This is a genomic window from Shewanella amazonensis SB2B (assembly GCF_000015245.1).
Lineage (GTDB): Bacteria > Pseudomonadota > Gammaproteobacteria > Enterobacterales > Shewanellaceae > Shewanella > Shewanella amazonensis.
The window spans coordinates 3,171,032-3,191,240 of the sequence record NC_008700.1 but is presented as its reverse complement, the minus strand read 5'-3'; the positions used below and the strand labels follow the sequence as shown (position 1 = coordinate 3,191,240).

General features: G+C 54.7%; 19 protein-coding genes. 6 read left to right on the top strand and 13 right to left on the bottom strand.

The genetic code is table 11. The annotated features are described in order from the left end of the window. Positions 1-5: 5 nt before the first annotated feature. Positions 6-983 (bottom strand): hypothetical protein, encoded by a 978-nt coding sequence (locus SAMA_RS13960; RefSeq protein ID WP_011760772.1) that lies wholly within the window; start codon positions 981-983, stop codon positions 6-8. Positions 984-1,199: 216 nt separating this feature from the next. On the opposite strand from SAMA_RS13960, the gene glnE reads away from it, so the two are divergent. Beyond that, the gene (glnE, locus tag SAMA_RS13955) at positions 1,200-4,085 is read left to right on the top strand and encodes a bifunctional [glutamate--ammonia ligase]-adenylyl-L-tyrosine phosphorylase/[glutamate--ammonia-ligase] adenylyltransferase (RefSeq protein WP_011760771.1); all 2,886 of its coding nucleotides are present in this window, start codon (positions 1,200-1,202) and stop codon (positions 4,083-4,085) included. On the opposite strand, the gene SAMA_RS13950 is transcribed toward glnE, so the two are convergent. After that, positions 4,025-4,948, bottom strand: a complete 924-nt coding sequence (locus tag SAMA_RS13950; protein ID WP_011760770.1) for a LysR substrate-binding domain-containing protein — start codon at positions 4,946-4,948, stop codon at positions 4,025-4,027. The genes glnE and SAMA_RS13950 overlap by 61 nt on opposite strands. 115 nt (positions 4,949-5,063) lie before the next feature. On the opposite strand from SAMA_RS13950, the gene SAMA_RS13945 reads away from it, so the two are divergent. Beyond that, positions 5,064-6,518 (top strand): amidohydrolase family protein, encoded by a 1,455-nt coding sequence (locus tag SAMA_RS13945; protein WP_011760769.1) that lies wholly within the window; start codon positions 5,064-5,066, stop codon positions 6,516-6,518. Here SAMA_RS13945 and zapE read toward each other — a convergent pair. Then, positions 6,515-7,636, bottom strand: coding sequence for a cell division protein ZapE (gene zapE, locus SAMA_RS13940; RefSeq protein WP_011760768.1), 1,122 nt, complete (start codon positions 7,634-7,636; stop codon positions 6,515-6,517). The two genes, SAMA_RS13945 and zapE, sit on opposite strands and share 4 nt — an antisense overlap. Before the next feature lie 143 nt (positions 7,637-7,779). Between zapE and SAMA_RS13935 the strand changes: the two genes are divergently transcribed. Together SAMA_RS13935 and SAMA_RS13930 are read left to right on the top strand one after the other, a co-directional pair. Beyond that, a complete protein-coding gene (locus tag SAMA_RS13935; protein WP_011760767.1) occupies positions 7,780-8,340 on the top strand; it encodes a DUF6942 family protein in 561 nt (186 codons plus the stop codon). Positions 8,341-8,438: 98 nt separating this feature from the next. Then, entirely contained in the window at positions 8,439-8,636 is a 198-nt protein-coding gene (locus SAMA_RS13930) for a hypothetical protein (protein WP_157608338.1), read from the top strand. A 23-nt stretch (positions 8,637-8,659) separates the two neighbouring features. Here SAMA_RS13930 and SAMA_RS13925 read toward each other — a convergent pair whose 3' ends face one another. The 5 genes from SAMA_RS13925 to SAMA_RS13905 form a co-directional block, all read right to left on the bottom strand. Continuing rightward, positions 8,660-9,172 carry a hypothetical protein gene (locus SAMA_RS13925; RefSeq protein WP_011760766.1) on the bottom strand — a complete coding sequence of 171 codons (513 nt, stop codon included), beginning with the start codon at positions 9,170-9,172 and terminating at the stop codon, positions 8,660-8,662. A gap of 25 nt (positions 9,173-9,197) precedes the next feature. Next, entirely contained in the window at positions 9,198-10,019 is an 822-nt protein-coding gene (locus tag SAMA_RS13920) for an FAD:protein FMN transferase (protein ID WP_011760765.1), read from the bottom strand. Continuing rightward, positions 10,020-10,571, bottom strand: a complete 552-nt coding sequence (locus SAMA_RS13915; protein WP_011760764.1) for an FMN-binding protein — start codon at positions 10,569-10,571, stop codon at positions 10,020-10,022. 44 nt (positions 10,572-10,615) lie between these two features. Next, positions 10,616-11,512 carry a DUF6662 family protein gene (locus tag SAMA_RS13910; protein ID WP_011760763.1) on the bottom strand — a complete coding sequence of 299 codons (897 nt, stop codon included), beginning with the start codon at positions 11,510-11,512 and terminating at the stop codon, positions 10,616-10,618. A gap of 369 nt (positions 11,513-11,881) precedes the next feature. Continuing rightward, entirely contained in the window at positions 11,882-12,226 is a 345-nt protein-coding gene (locus SAMA_RS13905; protein WP_011760762.1) for a DUF3634 family protein, read from the bottom strand. Between the two features lie 144 nt (positions 12,227-12,370). On the opposite strand from SAMA_RS13905, the gene SAMA_RS13900 reads away from it, so the two are divergent. Further along, entirely contained in the window at positions 12,371-12,553 is a 183-nt protein-coding gene (locus SAMA_RS13900; protein WP_011760761.1) for a hypothetical protein, read from the top strand. A 57-nt stretch (positions 12,554-12,610) separates the two neighbouring features. Here SAMA_RS13900 and SAMA_RS13895 read toward each other — a convergent pair whose 3' ends face one another. The 4 genes from SAMA_RS13895 to SAMA_RS13880 form a co-directional block, all read right to left on the bottom strand. Further along, positions 12,611-13,339 carry a TorF family putative porin gene (locus SAMA_RS13895; RefSeq protein ID WP_011760760.1) on the bottom strand — a complete coding sequence of 243 codons (729 nt, stop codon included), beginning with the start codon at positions 13,337-13,339 and terminating at the stop codon, positions 12,611-12,613. A gap of 108 nt (positions 13,340-13,447) precedes the next feature. Next, complete coding sequence (locus SAMA_RS13890) at positions 13,448-13,813, bottom strand: cupin domain-containing protein (RefSeq protein WP_011760759.1); 366 nt, start codon at positions 13,811-13,813, stop codon at positions 13,448-13,450. Positions 13,814-13,852: 39 nt separating this feature from the next. Beyond that, entirely contained in the window at positions 13,853-15,343 is a 1,491-nt protein-coding gene (locus SAMA_RS13885) for a CoA-acylating methylmalonate-semialdehyde dehydrogenase (protein WP_011760758.1), read from the bottom strand. A 41-nt stretch (positions 15,344-15,384) separates the two neighbouring features. Further along, the gene (locus SAMA_RS13880) at positions 15,385-16,725 is read right to left on the bottom strand and encodes an aspartate aminotransferase family protein (protein WP_011760757.1); all 1,341 of its coding nucleotides are present in this window, start codon (positions 16,723-16,725) and stop codon (positions 15,385-15,387) included. Positions 16,726-17,112: 387 nt separating this feature from the next. Here SAMA_RS13880 and SAMA_RS13875 point away from each other — a divergent pair, with 387 nt between their 5' ends. After that, entirely contained in the window at positions 17,113-18,609 is a 1,497-nt protein-coding gene (locus SAMA_RS13875) for an aldehyde dehydrogenase (RefSeq protein ID WP_011760756.1), read from the top strand. Positions 18,610-18,669: 60 nt separating this feature from the next. On the opposite strand, the gene SAMA_RS13870 is transcribed toward SAMA_RS13875, so the two are convergent. Then, entirely contained in the window at positions 18,670-19,977 is a 1,308-nt protein-coding gene (locus SAMA_RS13870) for an NAD(P)/FAD-dependent oxidoreductase (protein ID WP_011760755.1), read from the bottom strand. Between the last annotated feature and the right edge of the window lie 232 nt (positions 19,978-20,209).

The following is a 20,209-nucleotide window of genomic DNA, read 5'->3' as shown; positions in this document are numbered from 1 at the left end:
TGGGCTCACTTGCCACGTCGGGTGCTGCGGCTGGTGCGGTTTTTGGCATCGCGAAAACTGCTGTCCTTGGCATAGTTGGAGCGGAATTTCTGTTTTTCGGTACGGGCCTTGGCGGCCTGGGCCACGCTGGGGGCCTGTTGGCTTTGGCGTGATAGCCCACTGGCACCGCTGCGGGTTTTGGCGTACGGGCTGTCAAATCGCTTCCCCTGGCTATCAAAGCGCTTTTTCGCCTGGGTAAAGACCTGCTGCTGGCGTGCCAAATCCCTTGGAGAGCTGTAGCGGTAGCGCCCCACATCGTTGTAATAGCTGTAGTGACGACCGCCTGACCAGGTATCGTAATAAACTGGCCGGTGGAACAGGTTGGAGAACATGGCATACATGCCATACCAGGCCCAGAACGAGGTGCCATCGCTACCGGTTTGCCACTGGCCGTATGTGGGGTTGCCGACGAGCTGACTACCCGGCCCGAAGTCTTCGCCATTGGCGGCAAGCTCGGCTTCGCGGCTGATGGCATTCATGCGGGGCAGGGTGCCTTTCGACATGTCGGCCAGCGCATTCAGGGGATCTGACAGCATGTCGTTATACAGAATAGGGTCGGCCGCCTGATAGAGATTTTCCAGCTCCGCAAGGCGCATGTCTTCATCGACAAAGTTGACCGGAGCAAGCGCGTCACTGCGGCGTCTGACCAGGCTCTGATACAGAGGGCCCCGGGCGGCATCCTGGGACAGGGCGTCAATGATGGGAGATAAAGATGCATCCTGAGACTTGAGTCGCTCGGCATACTGGGCAATCAGGGTCGCATTGCGGATTTCCCCCTTATCCAGCATACCTCCAAGCGTATTGATACGGCTCTCAGTGAGCGTGAGGTATTTGTCAATTTCTTTAGCCTGCTGGGCTGCGCCATCGTCGCCACAGCCTGCCAGGCCAAGCATCAGCATCACAGCTCCCAGCGGGAGAAAGATGCGTTTTAGCCATCCTGCCATTTTCACTCCGTTAATCCCTGCACCGCTGGGGAAAGTCCTGGGCAGTGCATTAAAAAATTCAGGGAATATTATCGGGTTAACCCATAGGTCATCCCCAGAGGTTTATAGTAACCTTATCCGGGTATCGGCGTCTTGCCCCCGGTATGCGGGAATGCAGACCCACTACCTATATCATTCTCGACATAATATGTCGATACTCGGTTGTCAGGGAACACTATGTCGCAGCAACATCAGGCAGAAATACCGAAAGAAATCAAAGAAAAAGGCAGCCTGTGGCTGGCCTCGCTGGAGGCGCATCATCCTGAGTCTCTGACCGGGCTCGACACGGTTCAGCGCCGGGAGCTTGAGCAGGTTGCCGGGCTGAGCGATTTTATCGCCAGAGAGCTGTCGCGTCATCCCGAGCGTATTGCCCGGCTCTTTGATGGTCTGCTGGACAAGGTTGACAGAAGTGCATTTGACCGGGAGCTGCACCAGGCGCTGGCGTCTGTCACGTCCGAAGATGAGGCCAAGGCGGTACTGAGACGTTACCGCAACTTTCAAATGGCGCGTCTGGCCTGGCGCGACTTTACCGGTAAGGCGCCCCTTGGTGAGTCGCTACTGGATATTTCCTCCCTTGCTGAAGCCCTGATTATTACTGGCCGGGATTGGCTCTACCGGGAAATGTGCCAGAGCCTGGGCACACCCATGGACGCCGATGGTCGTCCTCAACCCCTGATGATTTTGGGGATGGGGAAGCTGGGCGGCCGTGAGCTGAATTTCTCCTCTGACATCGACCTGATTTTTACCTTCCCCGAGCATGGTGAAACCCAGGGTGGGCGCAAATCGCTGGATAACCAGCAGTTCTTTATCCGCATGGGACAGCGACTGGTTAACCTTCTGTCTCAGGTCACGGTCGATGGTTTTGTGTTCCGGGTGGATATGCGACTGCGCCCCTACGGCGAGAGCGGCCCTTTGGTGGTGAGTTTCAGTGCACTGGAAGACTATTATCAGGAGCAGGGCCGTGACTGGGAACGCTATGCCATGGTTAAGGCCCGGGCGCTGGGCCCCTGGAGCGGCTACAGTGATGAGCTGCACAGCTTGCTGCGTCCCTTTGTTTACCGGCGTTACATCGATTTTTCGGCCATTGAATCGCTGCGCCGCATGAAGCAGCTTATTGCCCAGGAAGTGAGACGCCGCCACCTGACCGACAACATCAAGTTGGGGGCCGGCGGCATCCGTGAAGTCGAGTTCGTGGTGCAAAGCTTTCAGCTTATCCGGGGCGGGCGTGAACCCAGCCTGCGTACCCAGAGTCTCTTTGGTGCCATCGATACCCTGTACAGTCTGGGCCAACTGGAATACCTGGCAGTAGATGAGCTGAAAAACGCCTATGTGTTGCTCAGAAGGGCGGAAAACCTGCTGCAGGCCATCGACGACAAACAAACCCAAACCTTGCCGGATAATTCGCTGGACTGGCAGCGATTGTGCTGCGCCCTGGAAATGGCCAATGAATTTGACCTGCGCGCCCATATCGAAGCGGCCATGGCCAAAATTCACCGACACTTTCGCGCCACAGTGGGCGGCGAAGAAGCTGAGGACAATCACGAGCATTGGACCTGGCAGTTCTGGAATGTGCAGGAAGAAGACCATGCCGAGGCGTTGCTGCAAGATCAGCATATCGACGATCCGGCCCTCTGGCCTTTGCTTAAGGGCTGGCGTGAAACCATGTCGCGGCGGCCCATTGGCCCAAGAGGTCGGGAAACCCTCGACCGCCTGATGCCAAAGCTGCTGGGGGAACTGGTGTCCATGCCCATACCGTCGGCGGCCTTTGCGCCGGTCTTCAATGTGGTTGAGCAGGTACTGACCCGCACCACCTATCTGGAGCTCTTATGTGAAAATCCGGGCGCCAGAGCCCAGTTGGTCAGCCTCTGCTGCGCCAGTCCCTGGATTGCCGATCAGCTGGCCAAGTTTCCCATGCTGCTGGATGAACTCATCGATCCTGCCGCCCTCTATGACATCACCTCCCTCGACGACTATGGCAGTGAGCTGCGTCAGTATCTTTTGCGGGTGCCAGAAGATGACATGGAGCAGCAAATGGAGGCCCTGCGTCAGTTCAAGCTGACCCAGCAACTAAAGATTGCCGCCGCTGACGTTACCGGGGTTCTACCCATTATGCAGGTCAGCGACCATCTGACGTTTCTCGCCGAAGCCATTATCGAGCAAGTGGTGCATCAGGCATGGGGACAGGTTGCATCCCGTCATGGGGTTCCGGCGCACCTCGAGTCCGGCCAGATGGGCTTTGCGGTGATTGCCTACGGCAAACTTGGCGGTATCGAGCTGGGTTATGGGTCCGATCTGGATTTGGTGTTTTTGCACAATTATCAGGGCTCAGGGCTCACCACCGGCGAGCGGCAAATCGAAACCAGCCATTTTTATCTCAAACTCGCTCAGCGCATTTTGCACCTCTTCTCCACCCGCACCACCTCCGGGGAACTCTATGAGGTGGATATGCGGCTGCGCCCCTCCGGGGCATCGGGCTTGCTGGTGAGCGAGATTGAACGCTTTGGCGAATATCAGCAGCAGGAAGCCTGGACCTGGGAGCATCAGGCGCTGGTGCGGTCGCGCTTTGTGTTTGGTGACAATCAGTTGGCGGCCCGCTTCAGCGAAATTCGTGCCGAGGTGCTTGGTAAGGTACGCGATCCCGCCGTACTCAAGGGCGAGGTCAAAGCCATGCGTACCAAGATGCGTGAGCATCTGCTGAAAGTGGACGAGGGGATGTTCGATTTGAAGCAAAGCCCCGGTGGCATCGCGGATATTGAGTTTATTGCCCAGTATCTGGTGTTGGCGGGCAGCGCCGAGTTTGAGGATCTAACCGTGTGGTCTGATAACGTGCGGATTTTCCAGACGGCTGCTGAACTCGACATACTGCCCTTGCCTGTAGCGCAGCAGCTGATTGCCGCTTACTGCACCTTGCGGGATGAAAACCACAGGCTGACCCTGCAACGTGAGGCTGGGCAGTTGCCGGCAATCGCCGTTGCCGAGCACAGTGAGCGGGTGTGTGCTATTTATGCCGATGTGTTGGGGCACGACACTGACGAGCCGCCGCTGGAGAGCCGGTCGCAATAAGCGCCTATTTCATCCGCCAGCCACTGCAGTTCAGCCCCGGGAGAACTGGCAAGATGCAGCGCCAGCTCCATAGCGGTTGCCCGTGGCAGCGCTGTTATCTCTCTATGCTCCCTGGCCCTGATAAAGCGGCTGGGTAACAAACTGACACCCATCCCGGCGGCCACGGCGCACAGCACGCCCTCGAGGGAATTGCTGCTATATACCAGTCGCCAGGGGATCCCGGCTTCGTCCAGCAGCTGAGCCATTTCGTTGCGATACAGGCCCCCTGCCGGAAAAGCAATCAGGGGCACTGGCTCTCCCGCTTTCACAGCTTGCCAGTCGGCGGCGGCAAGCCAGCTCAGCGCCTCTGGCCAGCAGGCTTTGGCCGGGTGCTCTCCCTGACGCTGTTTAATGAGTGCCAATTCCACCACACCTTCCTGAAATGCCTGATAAAGCGGTTTACTGAGGCCCGATTGCACCTCGAGCTTTACGCTGGGAAAGCGTGTGATGAGCTTTTTCAGGATGGGCATCAGGGCGGTTCCGGCAAAATCTTCTGCCACAGCGAGCCTCAGTAGGGGCGGCTGTGCGGGCGTCATGCCGGCCTCGGCCATCAGGGCCAAAATTTGCCGTGCATAACCCAAAAGCCTTTCTCCGTCTGCGGTTGGCATGGCATAGCGCCCCTTACGGCTAAGTAGCTCGCAGCCCAATTGCTGCTCGAGCCGCTTTAGCTGCTGGCTGACCGTGGATTGGGTTAAGTGGGTAGCGGCAGCGGCCCGGGTAAAGCTGCCGCTGTCGGCCACCGCAACGAAGGCCCGCAGCAGCACGGGATCCAGCAAGGCCTGTTGGGGGAATACCTGCTCAGTGCCGAGGGAAGGGGATGACATAGTTATATTCCAGTGGGAAATCCACTGATGATTATTTCGTTATTTAATTTCTAAATCAAATTGCCGCATCCTAGACTGGGGGCACAATAACAAGACTCACAAAGGATCCCTGATAATGCCCAGACTCAACCCCCTCGCTCGCACCCTCTGTCTGTCCTTCAGTATCGCTCTGGCGTTGGGGCTTACCGCTCACGCCCATGCCCAAAGCCTGAAATTGACCAACTTTCAGTTGGTGGACGTGGAGCAAGGTCGCTTGGTGCAGGGTAAACAGCTGCTGATTGAAGACGGCCGAATTGTGCGTGTTGCGCAGGCGAATGAGCCGCTTGGCGCTGACCACACACAAGATCTGGGCGGCCAGTATCTGTTGCCATCCTTGTGGGACATGCATGTGCACTTTGAGGGGCGTGAGCTGGTGGAAGATAACGCACTGCTGCTTCCCCTTTACCTGGCCTATGGCATTACGGCGGTGCGTGAAGCCGCAAGCGACCTTGCGCCGGAAGTGATGGTGTGGCGTCAGCAAATTGCCGATGGTGAACGCCTTGGTCCGCGTATCTTCTCGGCGGGACAAAAATTTGAGGGCATAGACTCGCTGTGGAGCGGTGACATGGAAGTCGGTGATGAGGCTGCCATGGGACGCGGCATGGAGAAGCTGACTGCCATGAAGGTGGATTTCATCAAGATAACCGAAAACACCATGGCTCCGGCGCTGTATCTTAAAACCGTGGCCGAAGCTCACAGACGTGGGTTTCGGGTATCCAGCCACATTCCCTATGGGGTAAGCGTGGCCGATGCCGCCCGTGCGGGGTTGTCGAGTATTGAGCATGTCTCCTATGTGCTGCGTTTGGGACACGCAGATGAGGCGGTCATCTCAGCGTCCGTGAGAGATGGCAGTGTGCCAGCCAAAGAAGCCGCCGCCCGCTACCGGCAAGGTTTCCAGCAGCAAGTGGCTACTGAGGGATATAAGATGCTGGCGACTGAGGGGGTAGCCGTCACGCCCACCCTGATTGGTGGCTATCAGCTGGCGCATCTTGACACCAACAATCACAGTCAGGATGCATTTTTGCGTTATCTCACCACGGCCTTTACCGACAAATACCGCTGGCGCATAGAGCGCATGGGCGAGCAGACCGCCGAGCAGTGGCAAGCCCGTAAGCAGCGCTATGAGGCGGAGGCAAGTCAGCTGCGTCACCTGGAAGCCGCCGGGGTCATGTTGCTCGCAGGCAGTGACTCTGCCGCGCTCAATACCTATGTGTACCCTGCCGAAGGGCTGCATACCGAATTGCAGTTGTGGCAAAAGGCGGGACTGAGCCCGGCGAGAATTTTGCGCGCAGCCACCCTCGATGGCGCCAAATTTATGGGGCTGGATAAGGACTACGGCAGTATCGCCGAGGGTAAGCGGGCGGATTTGTTGGTGCTAAAAGCCAATCCGCTGGTGGATATCAGCGCAACATTGAAAATACACAGCCTGGTGCAGGGCGGGGAATATCATAACGAAGCTGAGCTGGCGCGCTGGAAAGACAATGCCGCTGCGGCGGTGCAAATCCTTAATACCGGCCGCAAGGATATCTAGCCCGGCCAATCTGCCCGGAGCATTTGCTGCAGCCGGCTTTGGGTGCGGCGAAACTCAAATCCCAGTGCCCCCTGGCAATAAAGCTCCTCCAGGGGGACCAGGGTATGTAAATACAGCAGCTTGCCCTGATCGTAAAACTCATCCACCAAGGCAATAAAGCGTCGCGCCGCATCATCCTGTGGGGCATAACTTAAGATGCGCTCACCAGTGGCGGTGGCGTCAACGCCATCTTCGGTGCCCCGGGCACGGATCCAGCCCCGGGGTTCGCCGCCAAGCCTTGGCACGTCACTGAGTACCAATGTCTCCAATTGCTCAGCCAACGCCATATAATCCAGTTGCGAGCGGGGGCCATTACACAGGTCTTCAAAGCTGAACCAGCTGATACCCGAAGCGGTGCGTCTGGCATGAATAGGGCGCCCCAGTACCTGTATCTCGAGATTGCTGTGTGCATCAGAGTCGAAGAGGGCGTCGAAATCGGCTTCGCCACCACACTGCCAGCGCGGCATCCCGGGGGCTTTTGTGTCGGCCTTGAGGCGATGGTCCACACTGCCGTTTAAATGAATGGACTCCAACTGTTGCTGCAAGAGTGCGATGGCAGGCAGAAACCTGTCCCGCTGCAGGCCGTTTTCATACAGCCTGTGGATTGGGGTGTTGGAGGTGGCAACCAGCATAACGCCTTCATCAAACAGGGCTTCGCACAGCCGACCCAAAATAATGGCATCACCAATGTCCGAGACAAAAAACTCATCGAAACAAAGAACGCGGCAGTCCTTTGCCAGCTGCCGCGCCAGATGTCTCAGTGGATCCCGTATGCCGGTGAGTTGATTTAATTGCCGGTGAATGCGGGCCATAAAGTGATGGAAGTGCAGCCGCAGATTGGGGACATCCCCGAGGGAAGCATGGAAGAGATCCATTAATAAGGTCTTGCCCCGGCCCACATCCCCCCAGAGGTAAAGCCCTTTGGTTTCAGCTTGCCGTTGAAGGGACTCAAATCTCAGTTCCAAGGCTGCCAGAGCCGCCAGCTGCGCCGGGTCTTGGTGCAGGCGAGAGGTTTGACAGAGACGGTAGTAACGGTCGCTGGGCGATGAAAAATCGGAGGGTTGGCAAGTGTCTGGCATACAGCAAGGTCGGGGAAGCACAAAGAATGGCAGTATATCAGCCCTGTTGCCGCCCTGTCGCAGTCCTTGGCGTTCAGGTGTGGATAACCTATGCTGGGCCCCTCTCGCCTGCCTGAACCGACAAATTGGATAAGGGAATCAAGATGACAAGTACAAGACCCCCTGTGGGCCTGGGGGATGAACGCTATCAATTGGGGGTGTGTATCGCCAATCGCCCACCCTTTATGGGGCTTGGCGAGCTCGCCAGCTGCCGCGCGTTGGTGAGCGGCGAAATCAAAGCCATAGGTGATGCCTGCGGTAATGGCTGGCGCAAGGTATTTAACGTATATGCCAAGTTAATCTGGGCCATGGCGGCCGATGAGGTGATTAAAAAGGCGCTGCCGGCGGTAGCGGCCGTGAGTCAATTTGACAGTTGGCAGGCATATCGTGATGCACTTCTGCTGCAACCTGACTGTGGCACGGCGCTGCTGTTTTCATCGCCACTTGAGGCGCGCCCAGGCCCGCTGTATCTGGTGATGGGTAAAGGTTACGGCACTGCCTTCAGTGATGTTGAAAGCGGGGGATTGCAACTGGAGTGGCTCAGCGAGCGATTTGCCATCGACCGTCATCGTCGCCTAATTGTCTGTCCTTATTTCGATTATCGCCAATTAAGTAATCAGCGTATCGATGAACTGGTGGTGTTGACCCGCAGTCTGTGTGAGTAATGCGTATGGCTGCGCTAAATATTGAAGCTTATATGTGTCAATATTGCTGCTCAGTTTGATAGCGTTACTGAACGGGCTGCAACGCAGTGAAGGGAGAGATGATGATAAAACCTCAATATGGGGCGGGTATGTTATTGGCTGCCCTGTGCTTGGGAGGCTGCGAGAATGTTCACTGGGTTGAACCCACACCTGCCAAAGAAGTAAATCAACCTCAGCTCCCTGAGCAGGACGGCATGGTGAAAGACAATGACCGTATTCTCGACGATGCCCGCCGTGACGGCAGGCTGAACCAATAATCCCTGTTTTCCGGGGCAGCGGATTATTCGGCCAATGAATGCTGCCTCAATACCTGTCGGGGGCTGCGGTGCTTGCTGCCCGCGTGGTGGATTTTTTGCATCCTTACCCTGTGACCTTGTATCCAGTGCCAGGTGAACAGTCCCACCAGAGATAATCCCAGCACTGAGTGTGCAAGGCTTGCTGCCAACTGCGCCGATTCTGCGCTCAGATAGTAAAGTCCAACGCCTGTCAGCATCAGAAGTACTATGGAAAATGCCATAAAAATCCCGCTGAAACGGTTTTCCTTTTTACGCCAGCCGGCGCGCATATGAACTTGCCACAGTGCACCGAGCAGCATCAGCAGCACGGCAGCGCTGAGGGCATGCGTGCTCACCAGAGGCAAGCGCCACTGACCATTGAGTGCCATGGGTAGTTCCCATTCCAGTTTAAACTCCAACACCCAGGGATACATGGCAAGCCCGGTGGCGGCGCAAAGCGTCATCGACAGCATAAGCAGGTAAAAAAACCAGCCAGGATATCCGTTTAAACGTTTCATCAGTCTCTTATCTCAGGGCTGGGTGTCAGAGTTCGGTGTCAGGGGGTGAGGCCAGGGACGGAAGACGTCCGCCGAGGCGAGTCACCATCTCCGGACCGGCAAATGCCAAAACCTTAGTAAGCGCATCGGCGCGCCAGGCAAAAGGGGCTATGACAGATAGCAGGGACTCGGTCTGCGGGGAATTATCCGGGTAACCATCCTGGCTTATGATAAGCGATGAGAAGCGCGCATCCGGCTCTCCACCGAGCCTTGAGCTTGCCAGTGCGGCATTCTTAAGCCACAGGGTGTCGGTAAAGCCCTGGCTGTTTCTCAGCTGCACCTTGATGGGGTGGTTGCCGAACACTTTAAGATCGCCCCCGGCATTGACCGAGCCTGAGCGCACTCCAAAGCGTTTAAGGCAGCTTACTGCCATGTCAACCGCGTAGCCCTTGGCAATGCCATCCAGGGTTAGCAGCACCGGCCGTTTAAGCCTTGCCCGGGTGCCGTTTATCTCAATGTCTTCCCAGCTGCCACAGGGTAAAAAATCACTCAGTGTATGGCGTGGCAGGGCACTGGCATTGACCAGAGCACCACCCAGGGTCACATTGAAGCGGTTATCGCTCAACTTGCCCAGCACCCTGGCGAGCCTGAGTATCCTGGCCCCATGTTTGCCCATCTCGGTCCATTGCATCGGACGGGCGTTGAGGGCCGAAAGTGTACTCATCGGCCGATGAAACGACAGGCTCGTGTCTATCTCGCCCATTAGCCGAAAGGCGGCAGTCATGGCCTCTTGGGCATCGGCATGGCCGGGGTCTGTTACCCTGATGTCGGTCAGGGTGCCCAGCATGGGTTTGGCGCGGCGCAACACTCAGGACTCACGGGCCAGAAAAAGCTCGTGGATGGTCAGCAGCCTTTTAACTCCATCAAGCAAATTGCGGCAACTGAGGGTTGCGCCGCTGATATTGGGCACATCTTCGTCGAGTTTGAAGGGGTCTTTCAGGCTTTTACCTTTGAAGTTGGCGCGCCAGCTTTCGTCTCGTACTTCGCCGCCGTGGGTTTCGCGATAGCTCAGCACTTCTATGCCCAAGACTTCGCCGTCGGCGCTGATGGCGGCAGCGTAAGTGATATATTCATGCTTGCCTATGACGTCATCGACGATAAACCAGCCTTGTAACTGACCGTCTTTTTCTACCCGCCAAATGGGCTGGTGGTCCTGACGTTGTCTGGTGCCTGCATGGGACTTGATAGCGCTGCGTGCACCGCTGTCAAACAGAGTAGGGCGCTCGATAAAGCTGCTGGCGGAAGGAAACAGTAACTGCTGTGCCTGGGGGATACTTAAGTAATCTGCGGCCACGGCTGGCGCCGCAACAAAAGCCATGGGGATAAACCAGAGGCTGTTGGTTAACAGGGAGTCAGACATTGTGATTCTCCAAAAGGGGCGCCAACGGACGCCCCATTCTGCAATCAGAAGTTGTAGGCAATTTTAAAGCGCCATTCCTGCTCTGTTTTTTCAATCAGATGCAGGTCGGTATCCTGGCCGTCAAACTGCTCACCACCACCGGCAAGCTGCGGCAGCCATGTCAGGGTGGCCCACCAGTTGGCGCTGCCGTAATGCAGTGAAGGACCGGCGAACCATGACCAGCGCTCCTGACCTACTTCGGTTTCAAATTCGGTCTCGTAGAGTACTTCGGCGCTGACAAACCAGTTGGGGGCGAAGCGATAGCTCAGGCCGGTGCCGAATTTCAGCTCAATCTCCATTTCCGGATCGGTTGGCCAGTCAAAATCTTCCGGCAGGTTATCGATGGGAGCACGGTCGGCGTAGGTGGTTTCCACCGCCATATTACCAAGCCAAACCAGCTCACCTTCCATGAAGTACTTTTGAGTCTGGAGGCCCAGCTCCAGTGACAGTGTGTCTTTGTCGTAGCCCGAGTGCTTGTCAATCCAGTCGTAGTCCAATGACAGGCTGGCCTGTAAACCCAAATCGTCTTTGGCGGGGCTGAGGAACATGTAAGCCATTCCCAGTTCCGCGCCGGAGGCTTTGAAACCTATATCCTTGGCACCTGGCAGATAGCCGTCAACTGAAAGGCCATCGGTATCCAGCGACATGAATTTGGCCGATACCGATGAAGAAAACTTGTTGGAAACCCCGTATTCGTACTCGGTTTCGAAGTCGATGCCCTGATACGACCCCACGCTCTTTCCGTCACGTACTGTGACTTTTTGGTACAGCTCAGAGGCTCCTTCGGGCAGGGCTTCGGCGCCCTTGAGGTAACCGAAAAGATCTTCACCGGCGATGCTATGTTGACTCAGCGCTGCTGCACACAAGCTAAGTGCGCAAAGACCCAGACGTTTCTTGTTCATGTAAATTCCCATCTTGAAATGATTGATATCCGATCTGGCGGGCATTTTAGTGAAATGTAATGCATATGAAAATAGTTCGCATTAATTATTGTCATGGATTTGTGCGTATCTACAAGAAAAATAAGGTAAATAAAATTTAAGATTATTTTAATATTGCTGGGTGGGTGTGTTTATTGTTGGAGCCTGGCGTTGCGGGTCTACCAGGAGTTAAACCGCGCTCAATACATGATTGCTGCGTCACTGAGCTGAATAACTTGAGTTGGGGGCAACATGTACAGCAGCTCTTTACATGCTTTATCGCTGCCAATAAAAAAGCGCCGCTCAAGGGGCGCTTTATCAGACTGGCAGGTAGAAGTGTCGGGTGAGAGCTCAGCCAGTTTGTTTGCTGTTGTCCTGCACTTTTTTATCGTACAGCTCGAATGGAAACTGATTTCTCAACCTTTGCGCCAAATTATCCGCCACGTTGGCCGAAATGTGCAGGCGCACATCGCCGAGACGTTCTGCACGTATGGTACAGGTCAGCTTTTCTGCCTTGGCCAGATTTCGGCACTCGCGCTCAAATTTTTCCGGAATTTTACCCTTGTGACTGGTCATACGACCTTCTTTGAAATGCATTTCAAACAGCGAGAGACCTTTTTTACCACCAAAGATGAGTCGGTAGATGATGTAAACACCAACAGCGATAAAAAGCAGTTTCAACAGGTTAGCTAACATAAAAATTCCCCGGTGTTTTTTTGATAAAGATACGCTTTAACTTTTTATAAAAAAAGTGCACGAGGTCTCATTTGCAAACTTGAGATATGGTGTGCAAGGTTTATGATGCTAGACAGGAACTCCACTCACGTTAAGGATGACGCCATGCCCCTTACCAATGCTAAATCCTGGTCGCAGATGTGTGACAAGCAAGCCCGTCTGATAGAAAACATGCGTAGCCATTTTCCTGAGCGACACCAGCCATTGACCGAGCTTGGCCGCTATTGGCGTGAGCTGAAGCGTCAAATTGACTGTGGTGATGTGCCGCGCCCAAACCAGGTGAAATAAAAAAAACCGCCCTATTGGGCGGTTTTTGTTTGGGTGGGAAGGGAGAAAGACCTGGGATCAGAAGGCGTAACTTACGCTGGCAAGCACAGTGCCCTCGGTATTGAACAGATCGTCTGTAATCTGTACATCGTCATCCAGGTTGGTATCGAGCCACGCCAGGGACAGGCCAAAACCTGCTACTTCGGTAGACACCCCGATGGAGTAGTCGACAAAGGAGTCGCCGAAGCCAAAGTCTTCGTCTTCAATCGCATCACCGAAGTTGTTACCTATGTGCAGATCCAGACTCCAGTTTTCTGCAAACTCCCAGCTGTAGTTCAACTCCAGATAATGGTAGTCGTAGTCTGAACCACTGTAGTCATTGGTGTACCAGTAGGCGGCACGGAACCCGTGGAAATCAGCGCCTACGGTACCTTCGAAGTAATCGTAATCGCTGGTTTCACCAAAATAGTTGTAACGGTAGATAGTGACGTCGAACGACAGATCATCGCTGACTTCATGGTAGTAACCGGCATAGATGTCCAATTCAATATTGGTGTCATCGTCTTCACCGAAGTCTACGTTACTGGCCCAGGCGCCTACGAAGAAGCCTGAGTCGGTGGCGTAATCAATGCCTGCAGACACCTGGAAACCACTGTCGGTTTGCGATATGCCACGGAAGCGGTAATCGTTGGCCACCCCAACCTCACCGGTCAGTTCACCGGCGTTGGCCAAAGGGGACAGCAGCGCACCTGTCAGAAGGATCCCGGTCAGCTTAGCAAGCTTGTTTTTATTGAAATATTTATCCACGCTTGATTCTCCATTTTACTTTTGTTGACAGTGACGACGTCAATTCGCACGTTCACATTTATTGCCAAACATCAGCACTTGGCTGTGACCTCATGGCGGGTTTACCTGTTAGCTTTGCTCAAAAATCACATAGATCTTGCGGCAATGTTCAACCACCTCCCATGTGCCTGTAAAACCGGCGGGGATAACGAACTTGTCTCCAGCTTCCACGGTCAGGCTGTTACCTTCGCTATCGCAGATAATGCTGGACCCTTCGAGAATGTCACAAAATTCGTGTTCAGTATAGTTGACATTCCATTTGCCGCCAGCACTCTGCCAAACCCCGGCGTGAAACTGGCCACAGGGGCTGGAATAGTGGTTGGTTAACGATTGCAGCGGATTGCCCTTAAGGCGTTTTTCCTCGGGAAGAAAATACTGTTCTGTTTGGGCGTTTGATGCTGAAAATCGCTGTATATCAGATATTTTTGAAGTCATTCTTACTCCGGGTGGGGCACCTTGGTGCCCCGCATCTGCTTACTTCATCGTGGGCATTACAAACTCAGCAGCCAGCTGTTTTCCCTGTGGCCAGCGTGCGGTAATAGCCTTGCGCTTGGTATAAAAGCGTACGCCGTCCGGGCCGTGCATGTGCAGAGGACCGAACAGTGAGCGCTTCCAACCACCAAAGCTGTGGAAGGCCATTGGCACAGGAATAGGCACATTGACACCCACCATGCCCACCTGTACGTGATGACAGAAGTGGCGTGCGGCCTCACCACTTTGGGTGAAAATGGCGGTACCATTACCAAACTCGTGGTCGTTGATAAGCTGCAGGGCACTGTTGTAGTCGGGTACCCGCACTATGCTGAGCACAGGGCCAAAGATTTCTTCTTTATAAATGCTCATTTGCGGTGTGACGTGATCGAACAGACAGGCACCCAGGAAGTAACCATTTGCTTTGTCTTCCATCGAGAGTTCACGGCCATCAACCAGCAAGCTGGCGCCTTCACGGACCCCGGCTTCCACGTAGCTTGAGACCTTGTCCAGATGCTGGGCCGAAATCAGTGGGCCCATTTCCATGTCGGGGATCAGCCCGTTGCCTACCTTGAGCGCCGCAATCTTGGGCAGCAATTTTTCCACCAGAGCATCACCGGCGTCGCCCACGGCCAATACCACGGAAATTGCCATACAGCGCTCACCGGCCGAGCCATAGGCAGCCCCCATCAGCGCGTTGACCGCCTGATCCAGATCAGCATCCGGCATCAGCAGCATATGGTTTTTAGCACCGCCGAGGGCCTGTACCCGTTTGCCGTGGGCAGAAGCCGTGGCATAGATGTATTCGGCAATGGGGGTGGAGCCTACAAAGCTGACGGCCTGAATGTCTTTATGGGTCAGCAGGGTATCCACAGCTTCTTTATCGCCATTGACCACGTTGAACACGCCATCGGGCAAACCGGCTTCTTTGAGCAGCTCAGCAATGCGCATCACTGAGCTTGGGTCTTTTTCCGAAGGCTTCATAATAAAGGTGTTGCCGCAGGCGATGGCGATGGGGAACATCCACATGGGCACCATCACCGGGAAGTTAAAAGGCGCAATACCGGCTACCACGCCAAGAGGCTGATTTACCGCCCAGGCATCCACACCTGTGCCAACCTGCGCTGTGTGCTCTCCCTTAAGCAGATGAGGGATACCGCAGGCAAATTCCACCACCTCGAGACCACGGATAAGTTCGCCCTTGGCATCGTCCAGCACCTTTCCGTGCTCGCGGGTAATAAGCTGTGCCAGTTCGTCCATATTGGCTTCTACCAGCGCTTTGAATTTAAAAAGAATACGGGCGCGGTTTAGGGGCGTCATCTGAGACCAGCTCTCAAATGCGGCTTTGGCTACGGCGATGGCTTCGCCGACTTCCTGTGTGCTTGCCAGCGACACCTGGGCACGGGCCTCACCTGTTGCGGGTTCAAAAACAGTCTGGGTGCGGGCACTGGGGGCCGTGTGCTGGCCATTTACAAAATGAGTAATGCTTTGCATGGATATCTTTGGCTACCTGTTAATTCTGTGCTGACAAAGGGTCATCCAACGGCGCGAATGGCATCGCCGAGGGTGTTAACTATCTGGTCGATGTGCTGCTTTTCCACGATGAGTGGTGGAGACATGGCGATGATGTCGCCTGTCACCCGCACCAGGGTGCCGTTTCTGAAGCAGCGCTCGAACACCTTGTAACCCCGGCGTCCCGGGCCTTCATCATTGGGGGACAGTTGCACCCCGGCGACCAAACCTGTGTTGCGGATATCAATCACATTCGGCAGGTCTCTTAGACTGTGCACTGCATCTTCCCAGTAGCCTTCAAGCTCTTTGGTACGCTCAAACAGTTTTTCTTCCTGGTAAATATCCAGGGTGGCCAATGCCGCGGCTGCAGCCACCGGATGACCGGAATAGGTGTAGCCGTGGAAAAATTCAATCAGTTCTTCCGGGCCAGTCATGCAGGCATCGTGTACATCCTGGCTCACAAACACTGCGCCCATGGGAATGGCACCGTTGTTCAGCGCCTTGGCGGTGGTCATCAAATCGGGCACAACGCCCCAGCGCTGACTGGCAAAAGCGTCACCAACACGGCCAAAACCTGTGATGACTTCATCAAAAATCAGCAGGATGCCATGTTTCTTGGTAATGTCGCGCAGACGTTTTAGGTAACCCTGAGGCGGCAATATCACGCCAGCGGAGCCGGACATGGGCTCAACGATAACGGCGGCAATGTTTTCAGCGCCGTGGAGGGTAATGAGCTGCTCCAGCACTTCGGCTTTTTCGAGGCCATGGGCGGGAAATCCGCGGGAAAAGGCGTTGTTGGCGATATCCAGCGTGTGGGGCAGGTGGTCGACGCCCTGCAGCAGTTGCTGGCTGAAAGTGCGGCGGTTGTTACCGATGCCGCCCACGGAGATGCCACCGAAACCGACACCGTGATAGCCAAGTTCACGGCCAATAAAGCGGGTTCGGGTAGGTTGACCATTAGCCCTGTGGTAGGCCAACGCCATTTTCAGCGCCGTGTCGACAGATTCACTGCCTGAGTTGGTAAAGAAGATGCGATTCAGTCCCGCCGGTGCTATGTCGGCAAGGCGACTGGCCAGTTCGAATGCCAGTGGATGACCCATTTGAAATGATGGGGCGTAATCCAGTTCCCGAATTTGGTGGCTGACGGCTTCACTGATTTTCTTTCTGCCGTGGCCGGCGTTACAACACCAAAGGCCTGCGGTGGAATCGAGTACCGGATTGCCATCAACATCTTTGTAAAACATACCCTCTGCGCTGGCCAGCAATCGTGGGCTGGCTTTGAACTGGCGGTTCGCGGTGAACGGCATCCAGTAGTGCTCAAGGGACGGTGTGTCTTGTCCTGTAGTTGCGTTGAAGTCGACCATACATTATTTACCTTGATCCTATCGGTTGTTTGAGTTTTTAAGGTGGTTAATATTCGCTATGCTATGTCAGAAATAATGAACATGGAATACCTTTGTGCATTTATTTGTGGCAAAAAAGTGCAAATTGTAAAAAATATTGAAATGCTCATGGCCTGAGCGTAATCTGAGCCCAGTGTCCGTTTTCGGGACAGCGCACAGAACAGGGCGATGCCGACAAATCGATGTGATAAAGCCGCCTTATTGCAGCCTTGATTGAACCAGCAGCGGGTATGTCCTGACGTGCTGGGTATCGCAGGAACTGCAGGTGCTGACTCTTTGGCGCCTGCCAGGCCAGATCCCCGAAAACCTGAAATCAATAACCATAACAGTCACAGATACGGAGTCATCATGAGTACACCCCAAAGCCGCAGCGAATGGGAAGCAATGGCGCAGCGCCTTGAAATCAATGGTAGAGCCTTCATTAATGGCCACTATTGCGATGCCGTTGGCAAGGAAACCTTTGACTGCATCAGTCCTGTTGATGGCCGTTTACTGACTCAGGTGGCCAGCTGTCAGCAAGCCGATGCCGATATTGCCGTTGCCAATGCCCGTGCGGTGTTTGAGTCCGGAGTGTGGTCTTTGCAATCCCCGGTCAAGCGTAAAAAGGTGATGATCCGCTTTGCCGAATTGCTGGAAGCGCATGCCGACGAGCTGGCGTTGCTTGAAACCCTTGATATGGGTAAGCCCATCGCCCATTCCAAGGCGGTGGATGTGGCTGGTGCCGCCCGCGCCATTCGCTGGTCTGGAGAGGCAATCGACAAAATTTACGATGAACTGGCACCCACCCCGCACAACGAAATCGGCATGATCACCCGCGAGCCCGTGGGTGTGGTGGCTGCTATCGTGCCCTGGAACTTCCCCATGCTGATGGCCTGTTGGAAGCTGGGGCCAGCCCTTGCCACAGGTAACAGTGTGGTGCTCAAGCCATCTGAAAAATCCCCACTTACCGCCATTCGTATGGCGCAGCTTGCCAAAGAGGCAGGGCTGCCTGATGGCGTACTGAACGTGCTGCCGGGGTTTGGCCATACCGTGGGCCAGGCATTGGCACTGCATATGGATGTGGATACGCTCGTATTCACAGGTTCCACCAAGATTGCCAAGCAGCTGATGGTGTATGCCGGTCAGTCCAATATGAAACGGGTCTGGCTCGAAGCTGGTGGCAAGAGTCCCAATATCGTATTCAACGATGCACCTGATCTGAAAGCCGCCGCCGAAGCTGCCGCCTCAGCCATCGCCTTTAATCAGGGCGAGGTGTGCACCGCGGGGTCGCGTCTTTTGGTGGAATCGGGAGTCAAGGATGAGCTGATTAAGCTTATCGTTAAGGAAATGGAAGCCTGGCAGCCCGGTCATCCGCTGGACCCTGCCACCACCTGCGGCGCTGTGGTAGACAAACAGCAGCTGGATACCGTGCTTGGCTATATCAAAGCCGGTCACGATGAAGGGGCCAAACTCATGTGTGGTGGCAGCCAGGTGCTTGCCGAAACCGGCGGTGTATATGTTGCGCCTACCGTGTTCGATGGTGTCACCAATCAGATGAAAATCGCCCGAGAGGAGATTTTTGGCCCTGTGATGTCAGTGATCACCTTTGATGGTATGGACGAAGCCGTTGCTATTGCCAACGATACGATTTATGGCCTTGCCGCCGGTGTTTGGACCTCGGATATCAGCAAGGCCCATAAAACGGCCAAGGCACTTCGCAGCGGCATGGTATGGATTAATCACTACGATGGTGGCGATATGACAGCGCCCTTCGGTGGCTATAAGCAGTCCGGTAATGGCCGTGACAAGTCACTGCACGCCTTTGAGAAATACACTGAAGTGAAGGCGACCTGGATAGCGCTCTGAGTGTTACCCGAGTAAAAAAGAAACCCGCCAATTGGCGGGTTTCTTTTTGGTGTTATGCCCTTAAAAAATATCCATAAAGCGGTGATACAGCATGCCGGCTGCCAGCAGCGGTGAGCGCAGTGCAGGGCCTCCGGGGAAGGTCATGTGTTTCACCTTGGCAAATACATCAAAACGTTCTGCCTGGCCTGCTATCGCCTCAGCAAGCAGCTTTGCCATCATATGCGTCGCGTTGACGCCATGGCCCGAGTAAGCCTGAGCAAAGAAGATGTTGGGCGCGTCCGGCAGGCGCCCCAGCTGAGGTAAGCGGTTGGCACCGATCCCTATCATGCCGCCCCATTGATAATCGATGCGCACACCCTTGAGTTTGGGAAATACCCGTTCCAGATTGGGCCTGAGCGCAGCTTCTATATCGCTGGGATCTTTGCCTGAATAGGTGCACAGGCCACCAAAAAGCAAGCGCCCATCGGCGGAGAGATGAAAATAATCCAGTGCAATGCGCATGTCGGCAAAGGCCATATTTTGGGGGATGATTTCGCGCTGCAGTTCTGGGCTTAAGGGTTCGGTAGCCAAGAGATAGCTGCCTGCTGGCAATACCTTGCCCCCCACGTAAGGCTCGAGTTTGTGGCCTATGTAGGCGTTGCCTGCCAGCACCAGATAGCGACAGTTCACTTCACCTTTTTCCGTGATGACTCTGGGCTTGTCTCCCTTGATAATGTTGGTGGCGGCGCTGTATTCAAAAATCTGCACGCCGAGCTCCCGGGCAACTCTGGCTTCGCCCAAGGCCAAGTTCAATGGATGCAAATGGCCACTGCCCATGTCAACCAGGGCGCCCTGATAACAGTCAGAACCTATGACGTCGCATAAGTCTGCCTTTTGCAGCAGTTTGATGTCCTGACGATAACCCGCTGTTTTCAGATGTTCGAACTCTTCAGCAAGCTCAGCCATATGCCGAGGTTTCACCGCCAGGTCGCAATAGCCCATGGCCAGGTCACAGTCGATATTGTGGTCGGCAATCCGCTTTCGGACTATTTCAACCGCCTCAAACCCCATTTGGGTAATGGCATCAATGCCTTCCTGACCAATGGTGTTGTGAAATTGCTCGAGTCCATGGCCGATACCACGAATAAGCTCACCCCCGTTGCGCCCCGAGGCTCCCCAGCCCACACGCTTGGCCTCAAGCAGCGCAACGTTGAAGCCTTTTTGGCGCAGCTCGATAGCGGTGTTGAGCCCACTGAACCCTCCCCCCACTACACAGACGTCCACCTCGATGGCACTGTCCAGTACAGGATACTGAAATAACTCTTTTGCGGTCGCAAAATAGAATGAATCCGGGTACTTATCGCTGTGGATGGGAGATTTGTTTGCCATAAGGGCTCCGACGCTGTTTTTATTGTAAATTGGTCTTGTCTCTGTATACTCATCACACTTTTTGCGGATAAATATACGTGTGCATTTTATTTAACACGCAATGCCGCTAAAATACAATGCGTATTCTCATTTGCTGCACTTGGACTTAGACAAGTCGTGCATTGCAGTTAATTGAGTTTGCTTGAGAAAATTTATTTTCCGGTCCTGAGATTGATTGGCGGTACTCACGGTC

Bases quoted from the DNA above. Each gene is read 5' to 3' on its own strand.
- SAMA_RS13960 (WP_011760772.1), bottom strand. From the start codon at position 983: ATGGCAGGATGGCTAAAACGCATCTTTCTCCCGCTGGGAGCTGTGATG.
- glnE (WP_011760771.1), top strand. From the start codon at position 1,200: ATGTCGCAGCAACATCAGGCAGAAATACCGAAAGAAATCAAAGAAAAA.
- SAMA_RS13950 (WP_011760770.1), bottom strand. From the start codon at position 4,948: ATGTCATCCCCTTCCCTCGGCACTGAGCAGGTATTCCCCCAACAGGCC.
- SAMA_RS13945 (WP_011760769.1), top strand. From the start codon at position 5,064: ATGCCCAGACTCAACCCCCTCGCTCGCACCCTCTGTCTGTCCTTCAGT.
- zapE (WP_011760768.1), bottom strand. From the start codon at position 7,636: ATGCCAGACACTTGCCAACCCTCCGATTTTTCATCGCCCAGCGACCGT.
- SAMA_RS13935 (WP_011760767.1), top strand. From the start codon at position 7,780: ATGACAAGTACAAGACCCCCTGTGGGCCTGGGGGATGAACGCTATCAA.
- SAMA_RS13930 (WP_157608338.1), top strand. From the start codon at position 8,439: ATGATGATAAAACCTCAATATGGGGCGGGTATGTTATTGGCTGCCCTG.
- SAMA_RS13925 (WP_011760766.1), bottom strand. From the start codon at position 9,172: ATGAAACGTTTAAACGGATATCCTGGCTGGTTTTTTTACCTGCTTATG.
- SAMA_RS13915 (WP_011760764.1), bottom strand. From the start codon at position 10,571: ATGTCTGACTCCCTGTTAACCAACAGCCTCTGGTTTATCCCCATGGCT.
- SAMA_RS13910 (WP_011760763.1), bottom strand. From the start codon at position 11,512: ATGAACAAGAAACGTCTGGGTCTTTGCGCACTTAGCTTGTGTGCAGCA.
- SAMA_RS13905 (WP_011760762.1), bottom strand. From the start codon at position 12,226: ATGTTAGCTAACCTGTTGAAACTGCTTTTTATCGCTGTTGGTGTTTAC.
- SAMA_RS13900 (WP_011760761.1), top strand. From the start codon at position 12,371: ATGCCCCTTACCAATGCTAAATCCTGGTCGCAGATGTGTGACAAGCAA.
- SAMA_RS13890 (WP_011760759.1), bottom strand. From the start codon at position 13,813: ATGACTTCAAAAATATCTGATATACAGCGATTTTCAGCATCAAACGCC.
- SAMA_RS13885 (WP_011760758.1), bottom strand. From the start codon at position 15,343: ATGCAAAGCATTACTCATTTTGTAAATGGCCAGCACACGGCCCCCAGT.
- SAMA_RS13880 (WP_011760757.1), bottom strand. From the start codon at position 16,725: ATGGTCGACTTCAACGCAACTACAGGACAAGACACACCGTCCCTTGAG.
- SAMA_RS13875 (WP_011760756.1), top strand. From the start codon at position 17,113: ATGAGTACACCCCAAAGCCGCAGCGAATGGGAAGCAATGGCGCAGCGC.
- SAMA_RS13870 (WP_011760755.1), bottom strand. From the start codon at position 19,977: ATGGCAAACAAATCTCCCATCCACAGCGATAAGTACCCGGATTCATTC.